13 protein-coding genes are annotated in these 14,574 nt (G+C 67.6%); 6 read left to right on the top strand and 7 right to left on the bottom strand.

Features of this window, described 5'->3' with window-relative positions; genetic code table 11:
- The first annotated feature begins 1 nt into the window (after position 1).
- Positions 2–2,065 (top strand): hybrid sensor histidine kinase/response regulator, encoded by a 2,064-nt coding sequence (locus MEBOL_RS17085; RefSeq protein WP_095978438.1) that lies wholly within the window; start codon positions 2–4, stop codon positions 2,063–2,065.
- On the opposite strand, the gene MEBOL_RS17080 is transcribed toward MEBOL_RS17085, so the two are convergent.
- Both MEBOL_RS17080 and MEBOL_RS17075 read right to left on the bottom strand, forming a co-directional pair.
- Positions 2,053–2,559 carry a hypothetical protein gene (locus MEBOL_RS17080; protein WP_095978437.1) on the bottom strand — a complete coding sequence of 169 codons (507 nt, stop codon included), beginning with the start codon at positions 2,557–2,559 and terminating at the stop codon, positions 2,053–2,055. The two genes, MEBOL_RS17085 and MEBOL_RS17080, sit on opposite strands and share 13 nt — an antisense overlap.
- 444 nt (positions 2,560–3,003) lie before the next feature.
- A complete protein-coding gene (locus MEBOL_RS17075; RefSeq protein WP_095978436.1) occupies positions 3,004–3,918 on the bottom strand; it encodes a LysR family transcriptional regulator in 915 nt (304 codons plus the stop codon).
- A gap of 72 nt (positions 3,919–3,990) precedes the next feature.
- Here MEBOL_RS17075 and MEBOL_RS17070 point away from each other — a divergent pair, with 72 nt between their 5' ends.
- Both MEBOL_RS17070 and MEBOL_RS17065 read left to right on the top strand, forming a co-directional pair.
- Entirely contained in the window at positions 3,991–5,361 is a 1,371-nt protein-coding gene (locus tag MEBOL_RS17070; protein ID WP_095978435.1) for an MFS transporter, read from the top strand.
- Positions 5,362–5,427: 66 nt separating this feature from the next.
- Complete coding sequence (locus MEBOL_RS17065) at positions 5,428–6,315, top strand: hypothetical protein (protein ID WP_157775074.1); 888 nt, start codon at positions 5,428–5,430, stop codon at positions 6,313–6,315.
- A gap of 21 nt (positions 6,316–6,336) precedes the next feature.
- Here the strand turns inward: MEBOL_RS17065 and MEBOL_RS42160 are convergent, their stop codons facing one another.
- Together MEBOL_RS42160 and MEBOL_RS17055 are read right to left on the bottom strand one after the other, a co-directional pair.
- The gene (locus tag MEBOL_RS42160; protein WP_179956422.1) at positions 6,337–6,738 is read right to left on the bottom strand and encodes a hypothetical protein; all 402 of its coding nucleotides are present in this window, start codon (positions 6,736–6,738) and stop codon (positions 6,337–6,339) included.
- A gap of 592 nt (positions 6,739–7,330) precedes the next feature.
- Positions 7,331–8,236 carry a metallophosphoesterase family protein gene (locus MEBOL_RS17055; protein ID WP_095978433.1) on the bottom strand — a complete coding sequence of 302 codons (906 nt, stop codon included), beginning with the start codon at positions 8,234–8,236 and terminating at the stop codon, positions 7,331–7,333.
- A 151-nt stretch (positions 8,237–8,387) separates the two neighbouring features.
- Here MEBOL_RS17055 and MEBOL_RS17050 point away from each other — a divergent pair, with 151 nt between their 5' ends.
- Positions 8,388–9,926, top strand: coding sequence for a CapA family protein (locus MEBOL_RS17050; RefSeq protein WP_095978432.1), 1,539 nt, complete (start codon positions 8,388–8,390; stop codon positions 9,924–9,926).
- A 182-nt stretch (positions 9,927–10,108) separates the two neighbouring features.
- A complete protein-coding gene (locus tag MEBOL_RS17045) occupies positions 10,109–11,407 on the top strand; it encodes an MFS transporter (RefSeq protein ID WP_095978431.1) in 1,299 nt (432 codons plus the stop codon).
- Positions 11,408–11,464: 57 nt separating this feature from the next.
- On the opposite strand, the gene MEBOL_RS17040 is transcribed toward MEBOL_RS17045, so the two are convergent.
- The 3 genes from MEBOL_RS17040 to MEBOL_RS17030 all read right to left on the bottom strand — a co-directional run bounded on the left by MEBOL_RS17040 (position 11,465) and on the right by MEBOL_RS17030 (position 13,594).
- On the bottom strand, positions 11,465–11,956 hold the full coding sequence (locus MEBOL_RS17040) for a hypothetical protein (RefSeq protein ID WP_095978430.1): 492 nt from the start codon (positions 11,954–11,956) through the stop codon (positions 11,465–11,467).
- 219 nt (positions 11,957–12,175) lie between these two features.
- Positions 12,176–12,571, bottom strand: coding sequence for a hypothetical protein (locus MEBOL_RS17035; RefSeq protein ID WP_095978429.1), 396 nt, complete (start codon positions 12,569–12,571; stop codon positions 12,176–12,178).
- 204 nt (positions 12,572–12,775) lie between these two features.
- Positions 12,776–13,594: an acyl-CoA thioesterase gene (locus tag MEBOL_RS17030; RefSeq protein ID WP_095978428.1), complete on the bottom strand. Its 819-nt coding sequence runs from the start codon at positions 13,592–13,594 to the stop codon at positions 12,776–12,778.
- A gap of 239 nt (positions 13,595–13,833) precedes the next feature.
- Here MEBOL_RS17030 and MEBOL_RS17025 point away from each other — a divergent pair, with 239 nt between their 5' ends.
- On the top strand, positions 13,834–14,310 hold the full coding sequence (locus MEBOL_RS17025; protein WP_157775072.1) for a hypothetical protein: 477 nt from the start codon (positions 13,834–13,836) through the stop codon (positions 14,308–14,310).
- Positions 14,311–14,574: the final 264 nt, after the last annotated feature.

The raw sequence follows: 14,574 nt of genomic DNA, 5'->3' as shown, positions 1-14,574 counted from the left end.
CATGGAACACCAGCGGAACGTGGGTTTCGTCGTGTCTGGCGAGTCGACTCTGGCTCCCCTGCCCCCCAACGAGGCGGCGCGGCTCGAGGCGCTGTGGGGCTATGAGGTCGACCCGGCTCCCGAGGTGTCTTTCGATGAACTCACCCGCCTGGCGACACGGCTGTCCGGCACGCCCATCGCGTTCATCGCGTTGATGGAGCGCGAGCACCTTTGGTTCAAGTCCCGTCAGGGCCTGGAACTGAGGGCGACGGCGCGCGACATGTCCTTCTGCGCCCATACCGTCTTCCTGGGCCGCACGCTCGTGGTGCCGGATACCGCCGCCGACGTGCGCTTCCGCTTCAACCCGTTCGTCGCCGGTCTGCGCTTCTACGCGGGAGTGCCCCTCGTCAACCCGGAGGGCTTCGTGCTCGGCACCTTGTGTGTCCTCGACACCGTGCCCCGGGTGCTCACCCTGGAGCAGATTCACGGCCTGGAGATCCTCGCGCGGCAGGTGATGCACCAGTTGGAAGCGCGGCGCACGAGCCGCGCGCACGCCCGGCTGTCCGAGGCCCTGCGCGCGAGCCAGGAGCGGTTCGACATCCTCCAGCACGCCCTGAACGAGGCTGTCTGGGAATGGAATCCGGAGACGGGGCGGGTGTCGTGTGGCCCGCGGCTCGCGGCGCTGCTCGGTGAGACATTCGGATCGATGGGGGGCGGAGGGAAGGAGTGGTTCGGACGCATCCACCCGGAGGATCAGGAGCGCGTGGAGCGGGGTTTTCGCGCCGCGCTGGACGGGGACGCCCGGCTCTGGACGGACGAGTACCGCGTCCAGCGCTCCAATGGGACGTGGACGCGGGTGGTCAACCGGGGGGTCTTCGTGCGGGACGCGGACGGGCGGCTGATGCGCGTCGTGGGGGCGGTGGAGGATCGCACCGAGCGCGAGGAGCTCCGCGCGCGGCTGGCGTTGTCGGACCGCATGGCCTCGGTGGGCACGCTGGCGGCCGGGGTGGCGCATGAACTCAACAACCCGCTCGCCTACGTCCTCGCCAACCTGGACTTCGCGCGCGAGGAGCTGCGGACGGCCCTGGAGCCGGGGTCCGGGGTGGAGCCGATCGCCCAGGCGCTCGAAGAGGCCCGGGAGGGCGCCGAGCGCATGCGGCTCATCGTCCGGGACTTGAAGCTGTTCAGCCGCAAGGATGATGAGCGGTTGGAATGGGTGGAGGTGCACCGGGCACTGGACTCGGCGGCGGCCATGGCGTGGAACGAGATCCGCCACCGGGCGCGGCTGGTGAAGGACTACCAACCCCTGCCGGCCGTGTACGCGAACGAGGCCCGGCTCGGGCAGGTGTTCCTCAACCTGATCGTCAACGCGGCGCACGCCATCGCGGAGGGCGCGGCCGAGCGCAATGAAATCCGTCTGTCCACGCGCGTGGACGCCGCGGGCCGGGTTGTCGTCGAGGTGCGGGACACGGGCGGGGGGATTCCCGAGGAGCTGCGCCCGCGCATCCTCGAGCCCTTCTTCACCACCAAGCCCCTGGGAGTGGGGACGGGGCTGGGGCTGCCCATCTGCCAGGACCTCCTCACGCGCCTCGGAGGCGCGCTGGAGTTCGAGAGCGAGGAAGGGGTGGGCACGGTGTTCCGGGTGGTGCTCGCGGCGCCGGAGCGGCCCCAGCGCGAGGAGAAAGGAGTGAGCGCGAGCAAGGCTCCGGTGCGGAGGCGGGGCCACCTGCTGGTGGTGGACGACGAGCCGATGGTGCTCGCGGCGCTCCAGCGCACACTGAACCAGGAGCACGACGTGACTGTCTTTACCCGGGCGGAGGCGGCGCTGGCCTGGTTGGAGCAGGGATTGCCGTGGGATTTGCTGCTGTGTGACGTGATGATGCCGGAGATGACGGGGATCGAACTCTACGAGGTGCTCGCGAAGCGGATGCCCGAGCGGGTGGGGCATGTCGTCTTCGTCACCGGGGGGGCGTTCACGGAGCGGGCGCGGGAATTCCTCGGCCGGGTGGACCCGCCGCGCCTGGAGAAACCCTTCGATTTCCAGGCGCTGCGCGGAATGTTGGAGGCCCGGCTTCAGATGGACTGAGGACCGAGTTTGGCGAAGGAATGAGCGTCGGCGAGCTGTTTGGATTCAGGGAAGAGCTGGCGGGCGCGCCCGGCGATGCGCGTGGCCTCGTCTGTCTTCTCTTGTTCTCCGAGGGCTTCGATGAGGCCGGACCAGGATTCTTCCAGCAGTTCGAGCGTCCGGTTGGAGGCCTCGCGGTAGAGCGCTTCCGCGGCCTCGGGCGAAGCGCGCACGACGCTCATGAATCGAGCCAATCCCATGAGGGCCTCGGGGGATCTGCCCGAGGCGTCGACGGCGTCATGAAGCATCCGTTCAACTTGATTGAAGACGGCGTCCGTTTGCCCTGAGTCGTCCTGGCTCCAGAGTTCGGCCCGACTCGCCAGCAATAGAGCGGGAACGAACGCCGGACACCGTGTACGGATCTCCTCGAGGAGCTGTAGCTGCCGGGCACTGCCCAACTCCAGGCTCCTGGCTTCGGAAAGCAGCTGCTGCAATTCGCGTGGACTGGAGTGCATGGCTCCTCAAATCTTTTCAAGAAGACGCGAATGATCCTTCGCGACATCTTTCAAGAGCTTCAGCGCGGTCTGAAGTTCCTTCTTCGAGGCCATGCTGAATCTGAAAGCGAGTGAGTTCCTTGAGCTTCGCTGGAAAATTGGGGACCCGTTGGAGTCGAGCGGGAATTTCTCCGAGTTTGAGGGAGAGGTCCGCGATTTGTCTTCTCAGGACGGTCGCGGTCGATTGTTCGATCAATCCCGAGGACACGGATTCCGTGATCAGCGCCTCCGCTTCCGTGAACTGACCTTCCACCATGTGCGCATGACGTCAGAAGGGCCCATGACAGCAGTGTCATCACAAGGACGGCGTTTCGCTGAATCCCATGGAGGGAAGCTGTCCTTGAGCGCATGGAGGGCATGGTCCAATTCTATTGGAACCCAAAGTTTGATTCAACCTCCACTGTCTCACCGAGGACCCGTTTGGGACTGAGTCCCGGAGCGGCGCAGCGTGTCGATGATGAACAGCTTGAGCGCCCTGGCCGCCGCGGTGAGGTATTCCTCTCCTCGATGCACGAGCGCCACCTGGCGCCGGGGTCCTCCCTTGCTCAAGGACACCACTTCAAAGCCTCGCGCGGCGTGATCCCTCGCCATCAACGCGGGCAGCAGCGCCACTCCCAATCCCTGTTCCACCATCCGCCGCATTCCTTCCGCGCTGTCCATCTCCACCGAGATCCGGGGTTGGATGCCTCGCGTCTCGCTCGCCACTTCCAGCGCCGAGGTGCCTGTCATTCCGGGCATCACCACCCAGGTCTCCTCCACCGCCTCCGTCAACGCCACCGGCCGCCCAAGTCGCGACAACCGGTGGCCCTTGGGCACGGCCAGCACGAACTCCTCCTCCCACAGCTTCTGCTCCACCAACTCCACCCGCCGCAGCGGCAGGCTCACGATGCACATGTCCAGCTCGCCATCCGCCACTCGCGCCTCGAGCGCGTCATGCATGCCCTCGCTCAGCTTCAACAGCACTTCCGGATAGCGATGCTTGAATCCCCGGGCCAGTTCCGGCAGCAGGTACGCGCTCACCGTCCGCAGTGTCCCGAGCGAGACCGCGCCTCCCGGCGTCGTCGTCAGCTCGCCCAGCTGCGCTGTCCCCACCGCCAGCGCGTCTAGCGCCCGCCGCGCATGCGGCAGGAAGCGCTCTCCCGCCTCCGTCAGCACCGCGCCTCCCGGCGTCCGGACGAGCAGGCGCACCCCCAACTCTCCCTCCAGGGCCTGGAGCTGACGGGTCAGTCCGGATTGGGACACCCCGAGTTGCCGCGCGGCCACCGTGAGCCGCCCTTCCCGGGCCACCCGGACGAATGCTTGGAGTTGTTCCGTATTCATGCGCTTTACGCATGGAGTCTATGCGAGGGATGCGTCTTCCGCATGCGCCCAGGTCCGCTATTTCTAGAGGCCATGGATGCGAGTCTTTCGGAAGCTCCCTCGGCCGCCCGGCCGGGGATGGCCCGGCGCGTGGCCACGGGCGCGGTGTTGCTGGGCCTCGTGGTCGCCGCCTTCGAGGCCACCGTCGTCACCAGCGCCATGCCCACCCTCACGCGCGAGCTGGGTGGACAGCACCTCTACTCGTGGGTCTTCTCCGCCTACCTCTTCGCCTCCACGGTCGGCATGCTCCTGTTCGGCAAGCTCGCCGATCACCTCGGGAGGAAGCCCGTCTTCACCCTGGGCATGAGCCTGTTCCTCCTCGGCTCCATCCTCTGTGGCGCCGCCCCGAGCGTGCCCGCCCTCATCGCCTTCCGCGTCCTGCAGGGGCTCGGTGCTGGGGCGCTCCAGCCCACCACCATGACCATCAGCGCGGACCTCTACTCCCTGCGTGAACGCGCTTCCATCCAGGGCCTCTTCACCGCCGCCTGGGGTGGCGCCAACGTCGTGGGTCCCCTCATCGGTGGCTGGCTCGTCATGCACGCCTCGTGGCGCTGGGTCTTCTTCGTCAACGTGCCCGTGGGTCTGCTCTCGCTGGTGCTCCTGCACCTGTCCTTCAAGGATCCCGTGCGGCCCGCGACCCGCGTGGATGTGGTGGGCCCCGCCCTGGTGGGTCTCTCGCTCGCCCTGCTCCTCTTCTCCCTGGAGGACGGCGCCGGGGCGTGGCGTCCGTTGCTCGCGCTCGCCGCGGCCGGGGGTCTGGTCGCCGTCGTGCGGCAGCAGCGCGCCTCCCCCGCCCCGCTCATTCCCCTGGAATTGCTGGGGGATCGCACCCTGCTCTCGGGCGTGTTCGGCGGTCTGCTCGCCGGAGGTCTGCTCTACGCCACCACCGCCTTCGTGCCCCTGTGGATGACCGAGCGCGGGGGCCACAGCCCGCTCATGGCGGGGCTCGCCCTGGTGCCCTTGCTCGGGGGATGGGCCTTTGGCTCCACCTTCGGCGTGCGCGTCTTCGTGCGCGGGGGACTCCGGGCGAGCGCCGGAGGGGGGTTCGTGCTCGCCTTCCTCGGCACCGTCCTGTTCACGCTCGGTGTCACCCGGGACTGGCACGTCCCCGCGCTCTTCGCGAGCCTCGGCTTGTTGGGGATGGGGCTCGGGCCGGCCGCGTCCACCTCGCTCGTGGGGCCCCAGACGCGTGCGCCCTGGCAGCACCGGGGCATGGTGACGAGCGCCGTCTATGCCTCGCGCATGCTCGGAGGGTCCTTCACCATCGCGTTGGTGAGCCTGCTGCCTGGCGGCTTTCCCGCCCGCTTCGCCTTCCTCGCCGTCCTGGCGGGCATGGCCGCGCTGGTGCTGTGCACGCTCGCCCCCGGCCGCGTCGAGACCGAGGCCGTGCCCGCTCGGGCATGAGCGCTCGTCCAGCGGACAAAGGCTTTGTTCGCTCCCGAGGGCCAGACGCGCCATGATGCGCGCCCTATGGGAAGGACGAGTCATCCATCCACGCGGCTCGGAGCCCCCCTGGCATTGCTGCTGGGTGGGCTCCTCGTGAGCCCGTCCGCGCGCGCCCAGGCCGTGCCCGTGGAGACGCCCATCACCCAGTGCGGTGACAAGAAGGTGGGTCCGGGAAAGGATGAGCTCCAACCGCTGGGCCATGGCTTCTACGCGGAGGGAGAGCGCGTGCGCCGTGGCTGCACTCCGCTCCTGCAGCAGCCTCTCAAGAACCGGCCCCCGCAGCCCTTCGCGCCGGAGTCCTTCAAGCCGCTCGGCTGTGGCTACTTCCGCTATGCCACGGGCATCTACTGGGACAAGCCCCTGGGCGAGCAGGACACGGTGGACGAGGCGGACGGCGTGCGCGCCGAGGTGCTCACGCGCCTGGACCTGGCGGACGCGGCGACCTTCGAGGTGAATGAGGACTGCCAGCCGCGCGACGCCCGCTTTCTCTACCTCAATCACACCGCGACACCGGCCCTGCCGCCCTTCGTGGCCGTGCCGCGTGGCGAGGGCAGTGGGTACGAGGAACTGGGGTGCGGCTTCGTGCGCACGGAAGGCCGCGTCTTCTTCGGCGTCCAGCTCGTGGAGGGAGCGCATGCGCCCTCGTTCGCGTCGGTTCAGGGGCGTCTGCCCTACGTCGAGTGCGGCGAGGGACTGTATGGCAAGGATCGCACCCGTGTGTGGTGGCGGCAGCAACTGGTGAAGGGCGCGAGGGCGAAGCTGTTCCGCGTGCCCAAGGACGACAACCCGGGGGCACGCGTGGCCTGCGTGGGGCGCCGCTCGTTCCAGCTCGGCGTGGTGGACAAGAAGCCCAACCCCGTGTGCCGGGGGGCGAAGAAGTCCGCGCGGGTGGTGAAGAAGAACAAGCGGTGAGGCGCTTCGGTTGGCGGCGCCTCAGGGGGCGTTGAGCGCCTCGAGCTGGCTCTTGGCGTTGCCGTTCTGCGGTTGAACGGGTGGCTCCGAGGCCGACGCGGGAACCTCGGGAGAGGACTCCGTGGCGTTTGTTTCTGGTGACGCTGGGAGTTGAGTGGGCTCGGGAGGAGGAACTGACGGAAGAGCCTCCTCGGGCCCGGCTGGGGGTGGGGCACGGGCGATCACTTCGCCTTGAGGCGTGACGGCATAGACGTACCACCAGTCGAGCACACGTCCCCGGGGACCGCCGCATCGATCGAATCGCTCATCCAACACGACGTAGTAAAGCTGGGGAGTGGGTCCGGTGAAGACGGCGACATCCAATCCCTGCTCGGGACTGGTGCATCCAGAGAAGAGGCCGGGGACCGTGTTTTCTCGTAGCATTTCACGAACGGCCCCGGCCGCCGCGAGGGCGGCCCCCGCCTCCATGGGAGATACGAGGCTCCGAGCGGAATTCTCATCGGGCCATTCGACCGTGACCGCCGGGTGCGCGGAGCGCAAGACACATCCCGGTAGAGTCACCGCGACCATTGCAAGGACATGGATTTTCATTGTTTCTCGAGGGACGGGGAAATGCTGGATGTTTCTTGTTTTTATGGGTAGCGCTTGTTCTTCATGATTAGGTATAGGTAGTGGTTGGTCTGTCTGGTGCTAAGTCCTTCTCCGCCAGGACTGATGTTCGTGATAGGGAACTTGAAACTGCATCTACGGGCGTAATCGATCAGATCCTTTTCTAGTTCGGCGGCAATGTCCGATCTGTATGCTTCGTAGACTACTACCATTCTATTCCATCCCTCCGTTGTGTGTTGGTCCCAGCGCAATTCTGGTTCTGTGGTGACTCCAATGTAGATGCTATCCCAATGACTCCGGAATCCATCAAGCATTGGTTTTAGGGATTTCATTGCGTCGTTACGATGCATTCGTACGATTTTGAATTCGATCAATTGGTGCTCTTGGTGAATTGTTTTGGCTTTACTTAATGGCACTCGCCGCGGCCCTGGTCTCCCACGCCTCCATCCACCTGGAGGAATTCCCAGGTATAGCCAGTCTCCTCCAGCGTGAGTTTCAGCACGCCGTGTTTGTCTCCGAGCCGCATCACGCTGCTCGCGGGGGCGGGCTCCAGCGGATAGAAGAACGTGCCTCCCGTGCCCACCACGAACTCGCGCAACCCCTTCTCGGCATCCATCTCTCCAAAGGGCGTCTGCGGCGCGAAGCGCTCGTAGAAGTGATCATGCCCCGCGAGCACCACCTCCGCGCCCGCCTCGGCCAATGCCTCCCAGAGCGGTCTCACGAAGACGTTGTTCCTCACCGCCATCGACGTGAAGAGCGGCCGGTGCATGTAGGCCAGCGTGCAGCGCGTCGGGTGCGCCTTCAAATCCTCACGCAACCAGCGCTGTTGCTCGACGGAGGCCGCTCCCGTCAGCTCGGTGTTGAGCGCCACCACGTGCCAGGTGCCCAATTCATAGCTGTAATAGCCCTTGCCCCGCTCCCCCGCCGCCTCGCCGAAGTAGTCGAAATAGGGGCCCGCTTCCGGTTCCAGATACTCATGGTTGCCCGGCACCGGACGCGTGCGCGCCTTGTGCCGGCCCCACGTGGGCTCGTAGCAGCGCGCGAAGGCTTCCGCCGAGCCCGTCGGGTAGGCGTTGTCTCCCAAGGTGAGGATCGTCCCCGGCAGTCCATCCAACAGCGCCGCCGTGGCCTCGTCTCCCTCTGAGTTGCAATTGCCGATGTCTCCGGCCGCCAGCACCACCTGGGGCATCGTGACCGGCGGATCTCCCTCTGGCGGCTTCCCCGGTGTCTCCTGGGGGTGTTTCTGACAGGCCGTGAGGCACCCCGACACGAGCAGGGCCACCACGGAGCGGCTCGAGAACAGGCTTTTCATGATGATGACTTCCTCAAGGTGAGTCGGGCAGGGGGCGTGGCCTCCACCCTACACGAACGCCAGCTTCTCCTCGGCCGTCCGGCCGTCGAGCGTCCCAGGACTCCCATCCGGCACCTCCCCTCCCCCGCCTCCCGGTAAGATGCGCGCCCCCATGCGCTCTCGTTTCCTCGTGCTTTCCGTGTTCGCGCTCGCCTCGCTCGGAGGTTGCGCCACCCCGCGTGCCTCCGCTCCCGCCGAGCCTCCCGCAGCTCCCCAGCCGCCGCCTCCCGCGCCGCCGGTGAGCGAAGTCCCTCCTCCTCCCGCCGTCCCCGAGGCGCCTCCCGAGCCTCCGGTTCCCCCCGCGCCGCCCCCCGCCGAGGAGCCCGCCCTGGTCTCCTCCGCCGCCGAGGTGGACGCGCTCTACGCCCAGGGCGTCGAGGCGCTCAAGGCCAAGGACGCCGCGGGCGCCGTCACCGCCTTCTCCGCCTGCACCCGCTCGGCTCCCGCCCGTGTGGACTGCCACTGGGAGCTCGGCTGGGCGTACTCGCTCCTCAACCGCTGGCCCGACGCGCTCGCCGAGTGGACCACCGTGCAGAAGCTGGATCCGCGCCTGCCGGAACTCGAGGACGCCCTCACCCAGGCTCGGGGCCAGTCCGCGCTCCAGCGCCAGCTCGCCCAGGGCGAGAAGCCCGCCGCTCCCCGTCCCCCGCCCCCGCCCGATGCCCGGCTGCGCATCCGCGCCGTGGGAGACGTGATGCTCGGCACCTCCTTCCCCGAGGGCCTGCTGCCCCCCGATGACGGCGCCGCGAGCCTCGCCTCCGTCGCCCCGCTGCTGCGCGACGCGGACCTCACCTTCATCAACCTGGAGGGCCCCCTGTGCGACAACGGCGAGACGCAGAAGTGCCGCAAGGGAGGCAACTGCTACGCCTTCCGCTCCCCCACGCGCTATGGCGCGTACCTCAAGGACGCGGGCGTGGACCTGGCCTCCACCGCCAACAACCACTCGGGTGACTTCGGCGAGCTGTGCCGTCGCGAGACCGAGAGCACCCTGGACGCGCTCGGCATCGCCTGGAGCGGCCCCGCGGGCACCGTGGCCACCGTGGAGCGCAACGGCCTGCGCGTGGCCATGGTCGCCTTCCACACCTCGCCCAACTGCAACCACGTCAACAACCACGCCACCGCCGCCGCCTTCATCCGCTCCGTCAAGCACGAGCATGACCTGGTGCTCGTGTCCTTCCACGGCGGCGCCGAGGGCGGCAAGGCGCTCAACATCCCCCAGGGCACGGAGATGTTCTACGGCGAGAACCGGGGCGACCTGCGCGCCTTCACCCACGCCGTCATCGACGCGGGCGCGGACCTGGTCATCGGCCACGGCCCCCACGTGGTGCGCGCGCTCGAGTTCTACAAGGACAAGCTCATCCTCTACTCCCTGGGCAACTTCGCCACCTACGGCTCCTTCAACCTCAAGGGCCCCCAGGGGCTGGGGATGATCGCCGACGTGGAGCTCGACGGCCGGGGGCGCTTCATCGCCGGACGGCTGCTGCCCACGCGCCAGGAGGGCCGCGGCATCCCCCAGCCGGATGCCCGCGCCGAGGTGATTGCGCTCGTGCGCCGCCTCACCGCCGAGGACTTCCCCACCTCCGGCGCCCGCGTCAGCCCCGAGGGCGTCATCTCCCCGCCCAAGGCCTCCGCCTCCCGCGCCGAGCGCTAGCGCTCTCCCCCTGGACCCGTTTGAACCCATACGGGTCCAGGTCCTGTTTGTACCCATAAGAATGCATCCTCGCTGGAAACCCCCGAAATGCCTGTCGGCCTGGTGGGCGAGGAGACATTTCTGACAATGTATGCACGTGCCCACCGAGCGCGCGTGGGACGTTCGGGTTACAAGGGGGAAGCGTGCCCGCCCTTCAATTGTCTCGCTTCTCTTCGCTCCGGGCCTTCGGGCATCGGGATTTCGTCCATGTCTGGTCTGGAGCGCTGGTTTCCAACATTGGCACCTGGATGGAGACACTCGCCCTGGGTGTCTTCGTCACCACGGTGACGGGCCGCGCCGAGGCCACCGGTGGCATCGCCGCGCTCACGTTCCTGCCCGGAGTCCTGCTGTCGCCCGTGAGTGGCGCGCTCGCGGATCGCTTCGACCGGCGCACCTTCGTGGCCATGGGCATGCTCGCGCAGGCGGTGCTCGCCGCCCTCCTCACGCTGATGGCCTTCACCGGCCGGCTCACGGTGCCCGCGGTGGCGGTGCTGTCGTTCCTCAACGGGTGCGCGAGCAGTCTCGTCAACCCGGCCTTCGCCGCGCTCATCTCGCGCTCGGTGCCGCCCGAGGATCTGCACAGCGCCTTCAGCCTCAACTCGGCGCAGTTCAACCTGGGGCGCATCATCGGTCCAGCGCTTGGGGCGGCGGTGCTCGCCACCCATGGCATCACCTGGACGCTGGCCGTCAATTCCCTGTCCTTCGTGGCGGTGCTGTGGGCGCTCTGGCGGGTGCGGCCCCAGCCCCCCTCGGCCCGTGAGCGGCGCGAGCCCCTGTGGACCGGGCTCGTGCGCGGGGCCCGGGTGGCACGCGAGGATCCCACCCTGGGGATGACCCTCCTGGCCACGCTGGCCGTGTCGGCGCTCGTGTCGCCCTTCATCGGCCTGGTGCCGGTGTTCGCCATCCGCGTCTTCCACGAGGGCGCGGCCGCCACGTCCCTGCTGGTGGGCTCCCAGGGCATGGGCGCGGTGATGGCGGCGGTGCTGGTCGGCCCGTTGGTGGCGCGGCTCGGGCGCCGGAGGCTGCTCGAGGCGTGCCTGGTCTTCATCGGCCCCATGGCGGCCGTGTACTGGATGGCGCCGACCCTGCACACCGCCGCGCTCGCGCTCGTGGGTCTGGGTGCGCTCTACATGGGCACGCTCACCAGCCTCAACACCGCGTGCCAGCTGCGCGTACCGGCCGAGTTGCAGGGCCGCATGAGTGGCATCTACAGCATGATGATCGCCGTGGGGTACGCGGCCGGGGTGTGGATGCAGGGCGCGCTCGCGGACCGGGTGGGGGTGCGCCTCATCACCGCCGGGTGCGCGCTCTTCTTCCTCGCGCTCGTGCTCACCCAGCGTCTCCTGCGCCCCGAGGCCTTCGCGGCCACCGAGGCCCCCCGTGCGCCCGAGCTCGTGGCGGCGCCCGCGGCCTCGCCGCACCTGGACGGGGGCGAGTTCTGAGCCAGGGCCGGCCGCGGACCGGGGAGGCCTTGCTCCCCGCCGCGGCCCCGGAGGCGACTACTTCGCGTCGACCGTGAGCACCATCCAGCGGTCCGTGCCGTAGTCGATCTTCACGTTGTTCGCGCCCGCCTCCTGGAGCTGGTGGACGACGCGCTCGAGGAACTGCAGCTGCTCCTGGGTGGCGTCCACGAACACGTTCTTCGCGCCCGAGCTCTTGAGCTTGGGCTTCTTGGCGGCGCCCTGCGCGCTCGCCAGCGGCTCGCTGGAGGCCACCATCTTCAACCGGCCCGCCATGTCCTCCACCGGAGCCTCGGGCTCGGAGTCGAGCTCGGGCTCGGCCCGGGTCTCCTCGGCCTTGTCCGTGGCGGTCTCCACGTCGCGCAGCGCCTGCTCGCGCAGCTCGTTGAACGTCTTCGCGTTGAGCGAGGCGCCGAACTTGTCCTTGTAGGTGTCCATCGCCTCGTTGCGGCTGATGTCCGGCTGCGTGCGGAAGAGCTCGAGCAGGAAGGTGTGCCGCTCTTGAGCCTGATCCTGGGAAATCCTTGCCATCTGTGCAGAACCTCGGAGTGCTCGCCCGTGTCCCGCGAGAAGCCGCGGTGGGGGCGGGGGCGGCGCAAGCTAACCGAGCCCTCGGGGGAGCGGAAGTCACCTGCCGCGAACCCGCTCGCTCTCCTCCCGGGGAGCCGGAACCGTTGGAACTCGGGAACGAAAAAAGCCGGTGCCCCGTGAAGGGCACCGGCGGGGGTAAGGACGCGCCGTGGCGTGGTGCTACTTGCAGACGTTGGCGCAGACTTCGGGCTGCTTGGAGGGGTCCGTGGAGAAGGCGGCCAGGTAGTCCGCGCAGGACAGCTTGCCGCGCGCGTCCGAGCAGTCCGAAGCGGCGTCCAGATTGAACGTCTTGCCCGCTAGGGCGCCCGTGCAGTTGTCGTTGTCCTCCTTGCGCTCGGAGCACTTCGACACGGCGTAGAGCTTGGTCTTGCAGTCCTTCTCACTGGTGCCGTAGGCGGCCTGGAAGTTCGCATCGGCCTTCACCGCGGCGGACTGACACTCGAACTGGCGCTCGCAAATCTGATCCACACCGGCCTCGCACACCTTCTCCGGCGTGGCACAGCCAACGGCGAACAGGGATACGGCGGCGCTGCTGATCAGGAAGAATTTCCGCATGGGATTGACTCCTTGGGGTAGCCGTGGCGCGGCCACGGGCCCCGGTTGGTTTCCCCCCCCTCTGGAGGCATGGTCCAACCGGCGAGCGCCGCCTTGTTAGCACCGGCGATGACCAAAGGCGAACTTCTCCTTGGGTAAAGAAAGCCTTTACGCTGCGCGTCAATGACAACCATTCAACGCCGCGACGCGACAGGAGAAAGGGATTCACCGGGAAGGAGGGAAAATAGCGGCCATCTGCCGGAGCTGAGCGAGCAGTTGGCCCCGCTCGTCCCACACTTCCGCGAGGTCATCCGCGTAGCCGTCCGCCGCGTGGCGGGCGTGGCTCGTGCGCAGGAAGAAGGCGTCCGGAGCGGCCACGAGCGGCAGCGGCGCGTAGAAGTGCGCCGTGTAGTCCATGGTGGCGCCATTGCAGAAGCCATCCACGCGGGCGAACGCCGCGGAGGGAAAGGCATCCAGGAGCCCCACCATGAGGGGCGCGTCGATGGGCTCGGGCTGGCGCGGGCGGATCCACCCAGCCATGCGGGACTCGGTGGAGCCGGAGAAGGGCAATCCCTGGAACCAGCGGTAGTCGAAATGGGCACCGAACGCGGGCAGGAACTCGTTGGGGATGGAAGGGATGTCGCCGGGAGGCGGGGCCTCGGGCGAACGCGCGTCCGTGAAGACGAGTGACGTGTCGCGAGGCAGGGCGAACGTGGCCGTCGCGAGGCACGCCACCTTCCCGTCCTGCTCCAGGCGCGCGGACAGATGGGACACCTGACGTCCACCACGCTCCAGGCGCACGGTGATGAGGGCATCGGCCTCGCTCACGGGTCCGCAAAAGTGCACGGTGAAGGAGCGGGGGGAGCGGGCGGGCTCGTTGAGTTCGCGCATCATCGAGCGCAGCAGGACCCCACCGAGCAGTCCGCCATAGGAGCCCCGTCCCTGGAACCACCGGGGGTGGATATTTCCCGCGTAACGCCCCTCTCCGAGCGCTTTCCAGGTGGTGGCGGTGGCGAAGGGCGTCTGCTCAAGGGTGTCGGTCATGGACGGACCCTAGCCAAACCGGACGGTTGGAGCACTCGCCTCGCGGGTGTCTTTCCGAGACGGTGGGATGACTCCCTGGCGGGACGGGCATTTCTGTACAGGTGTCTCGGGTCCTTGATTCCAGGACTTCACTTGCCGTAATATTGATTTTCATGAATTTCCTACGTCTCTGCTTGGCAGTAGCCGTGCTAGTGGGCTTCGCGGGAACTTCGCGAGGCGCGGTTCCGGTTCCTCAAGTGGTGACCGCGCAGGTGCTCGCCGCGGACTCCCTGAGCAACCATACGGTCGCGCTGCTCGCTCGAGGGCAAGTGACGGAAGCCATCGAATATTGGGCACTGACCACCGGGAAGGATGCTCCTGCCTGGCTTCTGGCGATCCGCACGGCCTTCGATGCGAGCAAGCAGGTGGCGGGAGCCTGCCAAGGGGTCGCACAGACGATTCATGTGGCCTTTACCCGCCTGGGGGGCAGGCCGGAGTTCGTGGAGTTACGGACCGTGTCCGCCAGGGATTTCCCCTATATGCTTTTCAAGATGCCGAACGGTCGGGAATCCATGATGACCGAGACGGGCTACCACGTCGTGGTCCGGATGAATGGACGTGCTTATGACGCATACACGGGTGCGACGGGACTGCCCTGGGCGGAGTACATGAGCCGGTTGGGCGCACGGTCGGACATCACCCAGACCGTGGTTGAATCCGTGACGGGGGCGCGATGAACCAGACAAGCGCAATGGCTGCTCCTGTGAAGCCGATGGTACCCCTCTGGGATGTCCTGCTGCGCATCCGTCAGGACATTCTGAGCCGCGCCTCGGGCCCCTATCTCCATATTGGGATGCCCGATGTGGAATGGGTGACGTGCTTCGTGCTGGGTTATGGGGAATGCCTTCGTCATGGAGGTGTGAGGGAAGGGACGGATGTCCTGTTCGGTGAGTGGTTCCGGGACGTCAGGAAAGCCTGGCCCGGTCAAGGTTGGGGACCTG

This window comes from Melittangium boletus DSM 14713 (genome assembly GCF_002305855.1).
GTDB lineage: Bacteria > Myxococcota > Myxococcia > Myxococcales > Myxococcaceae > Cystobacter > Cystobacter boletus.
The sequence above is the reverse complement of the archived record's forward strand: the minus strand, read 5'-3'. Positions and strand labels throughout refer to the sequence as shown.

Coding starts and splice junctions, on each gene's coding strand:
- MEBOL_RS17085 (WP_095978438.1), top strand. CDS start 2: ATGGAACACCAGCGGAACGTGGGTTTCGTCGTGTCTGGCGAGTCGACT.
- MEBOL_RS17080 (WP_095978437.1), bottom strand. CDS start 2,559: ATGCACTCCAGTCCACGCGAATTGCAGCAGCTGCTTTCCGAAGCCAGG.
- MEBOL_RS17075 (WP_095978436.1), bottom strand. CDS start 3,918: ATGAATACGGAACAACTCCAAGCATTCGTCCGGGTGGCCCGGGAAGGG.
- MEBOL_RS17070 (WP_095978435.1), top strand. CDS start 3,991: ATGGATGCGAGTCTTTCGGAAGCTCCCTCGGCCGCCCGGCCGGGGATG.
- MEBOL_RS17065 (WP_157775074.1), top strand. CDS start 5,428: ATGGGAAGGACGAGTCATCCATCCACGCGGCTCGGAGCCCCCCTGGCA.
- MEBOL_RS42160 (WP_179956422.1), bottom strand. CDS start 6,738: ATGCTACGAGAAAACACGGTCCCCGGCCTCTTCTCTGGATGCACCAGT.
- MEBOL_RS17055 (WP_095978433.1), bottom strand. CDS start 8,236: ATGAAAAGCCTGTTCTCGAGCCGCTCCGTGGTGGCCCTGCTCGTGTCG.
- MEBOL_RS17050 (WP_095978432.1), top strand. CDS start 8,388: ATGCGCTCTCGTTTCCTCGTGCTTTCCGTGTTCGCGCTCGCCTCGCTC.
- MEBOL_RS17040 (WP_095978430.1), bottom strand. CDS start 11,956: ATGGCAAGGATTTCCCAGGATCAGGCTCAAGAGCGGCACACCTTCCTG.
- MEBOL_RS17035 (WP_095978429.1), bottom strand. CDS start 12,571: ATGCGGAAATTCTTCCTGATCAGCAGCGCCGCCGTATCCCTGTTCGCC.
- MEBOL_RS17030 (WP_095978428.1), bottom strand. CDS start 13,594: ATGACCGACACCCTTGAGCAGACGCCCTTCGCCACCGCCACCACCTGG.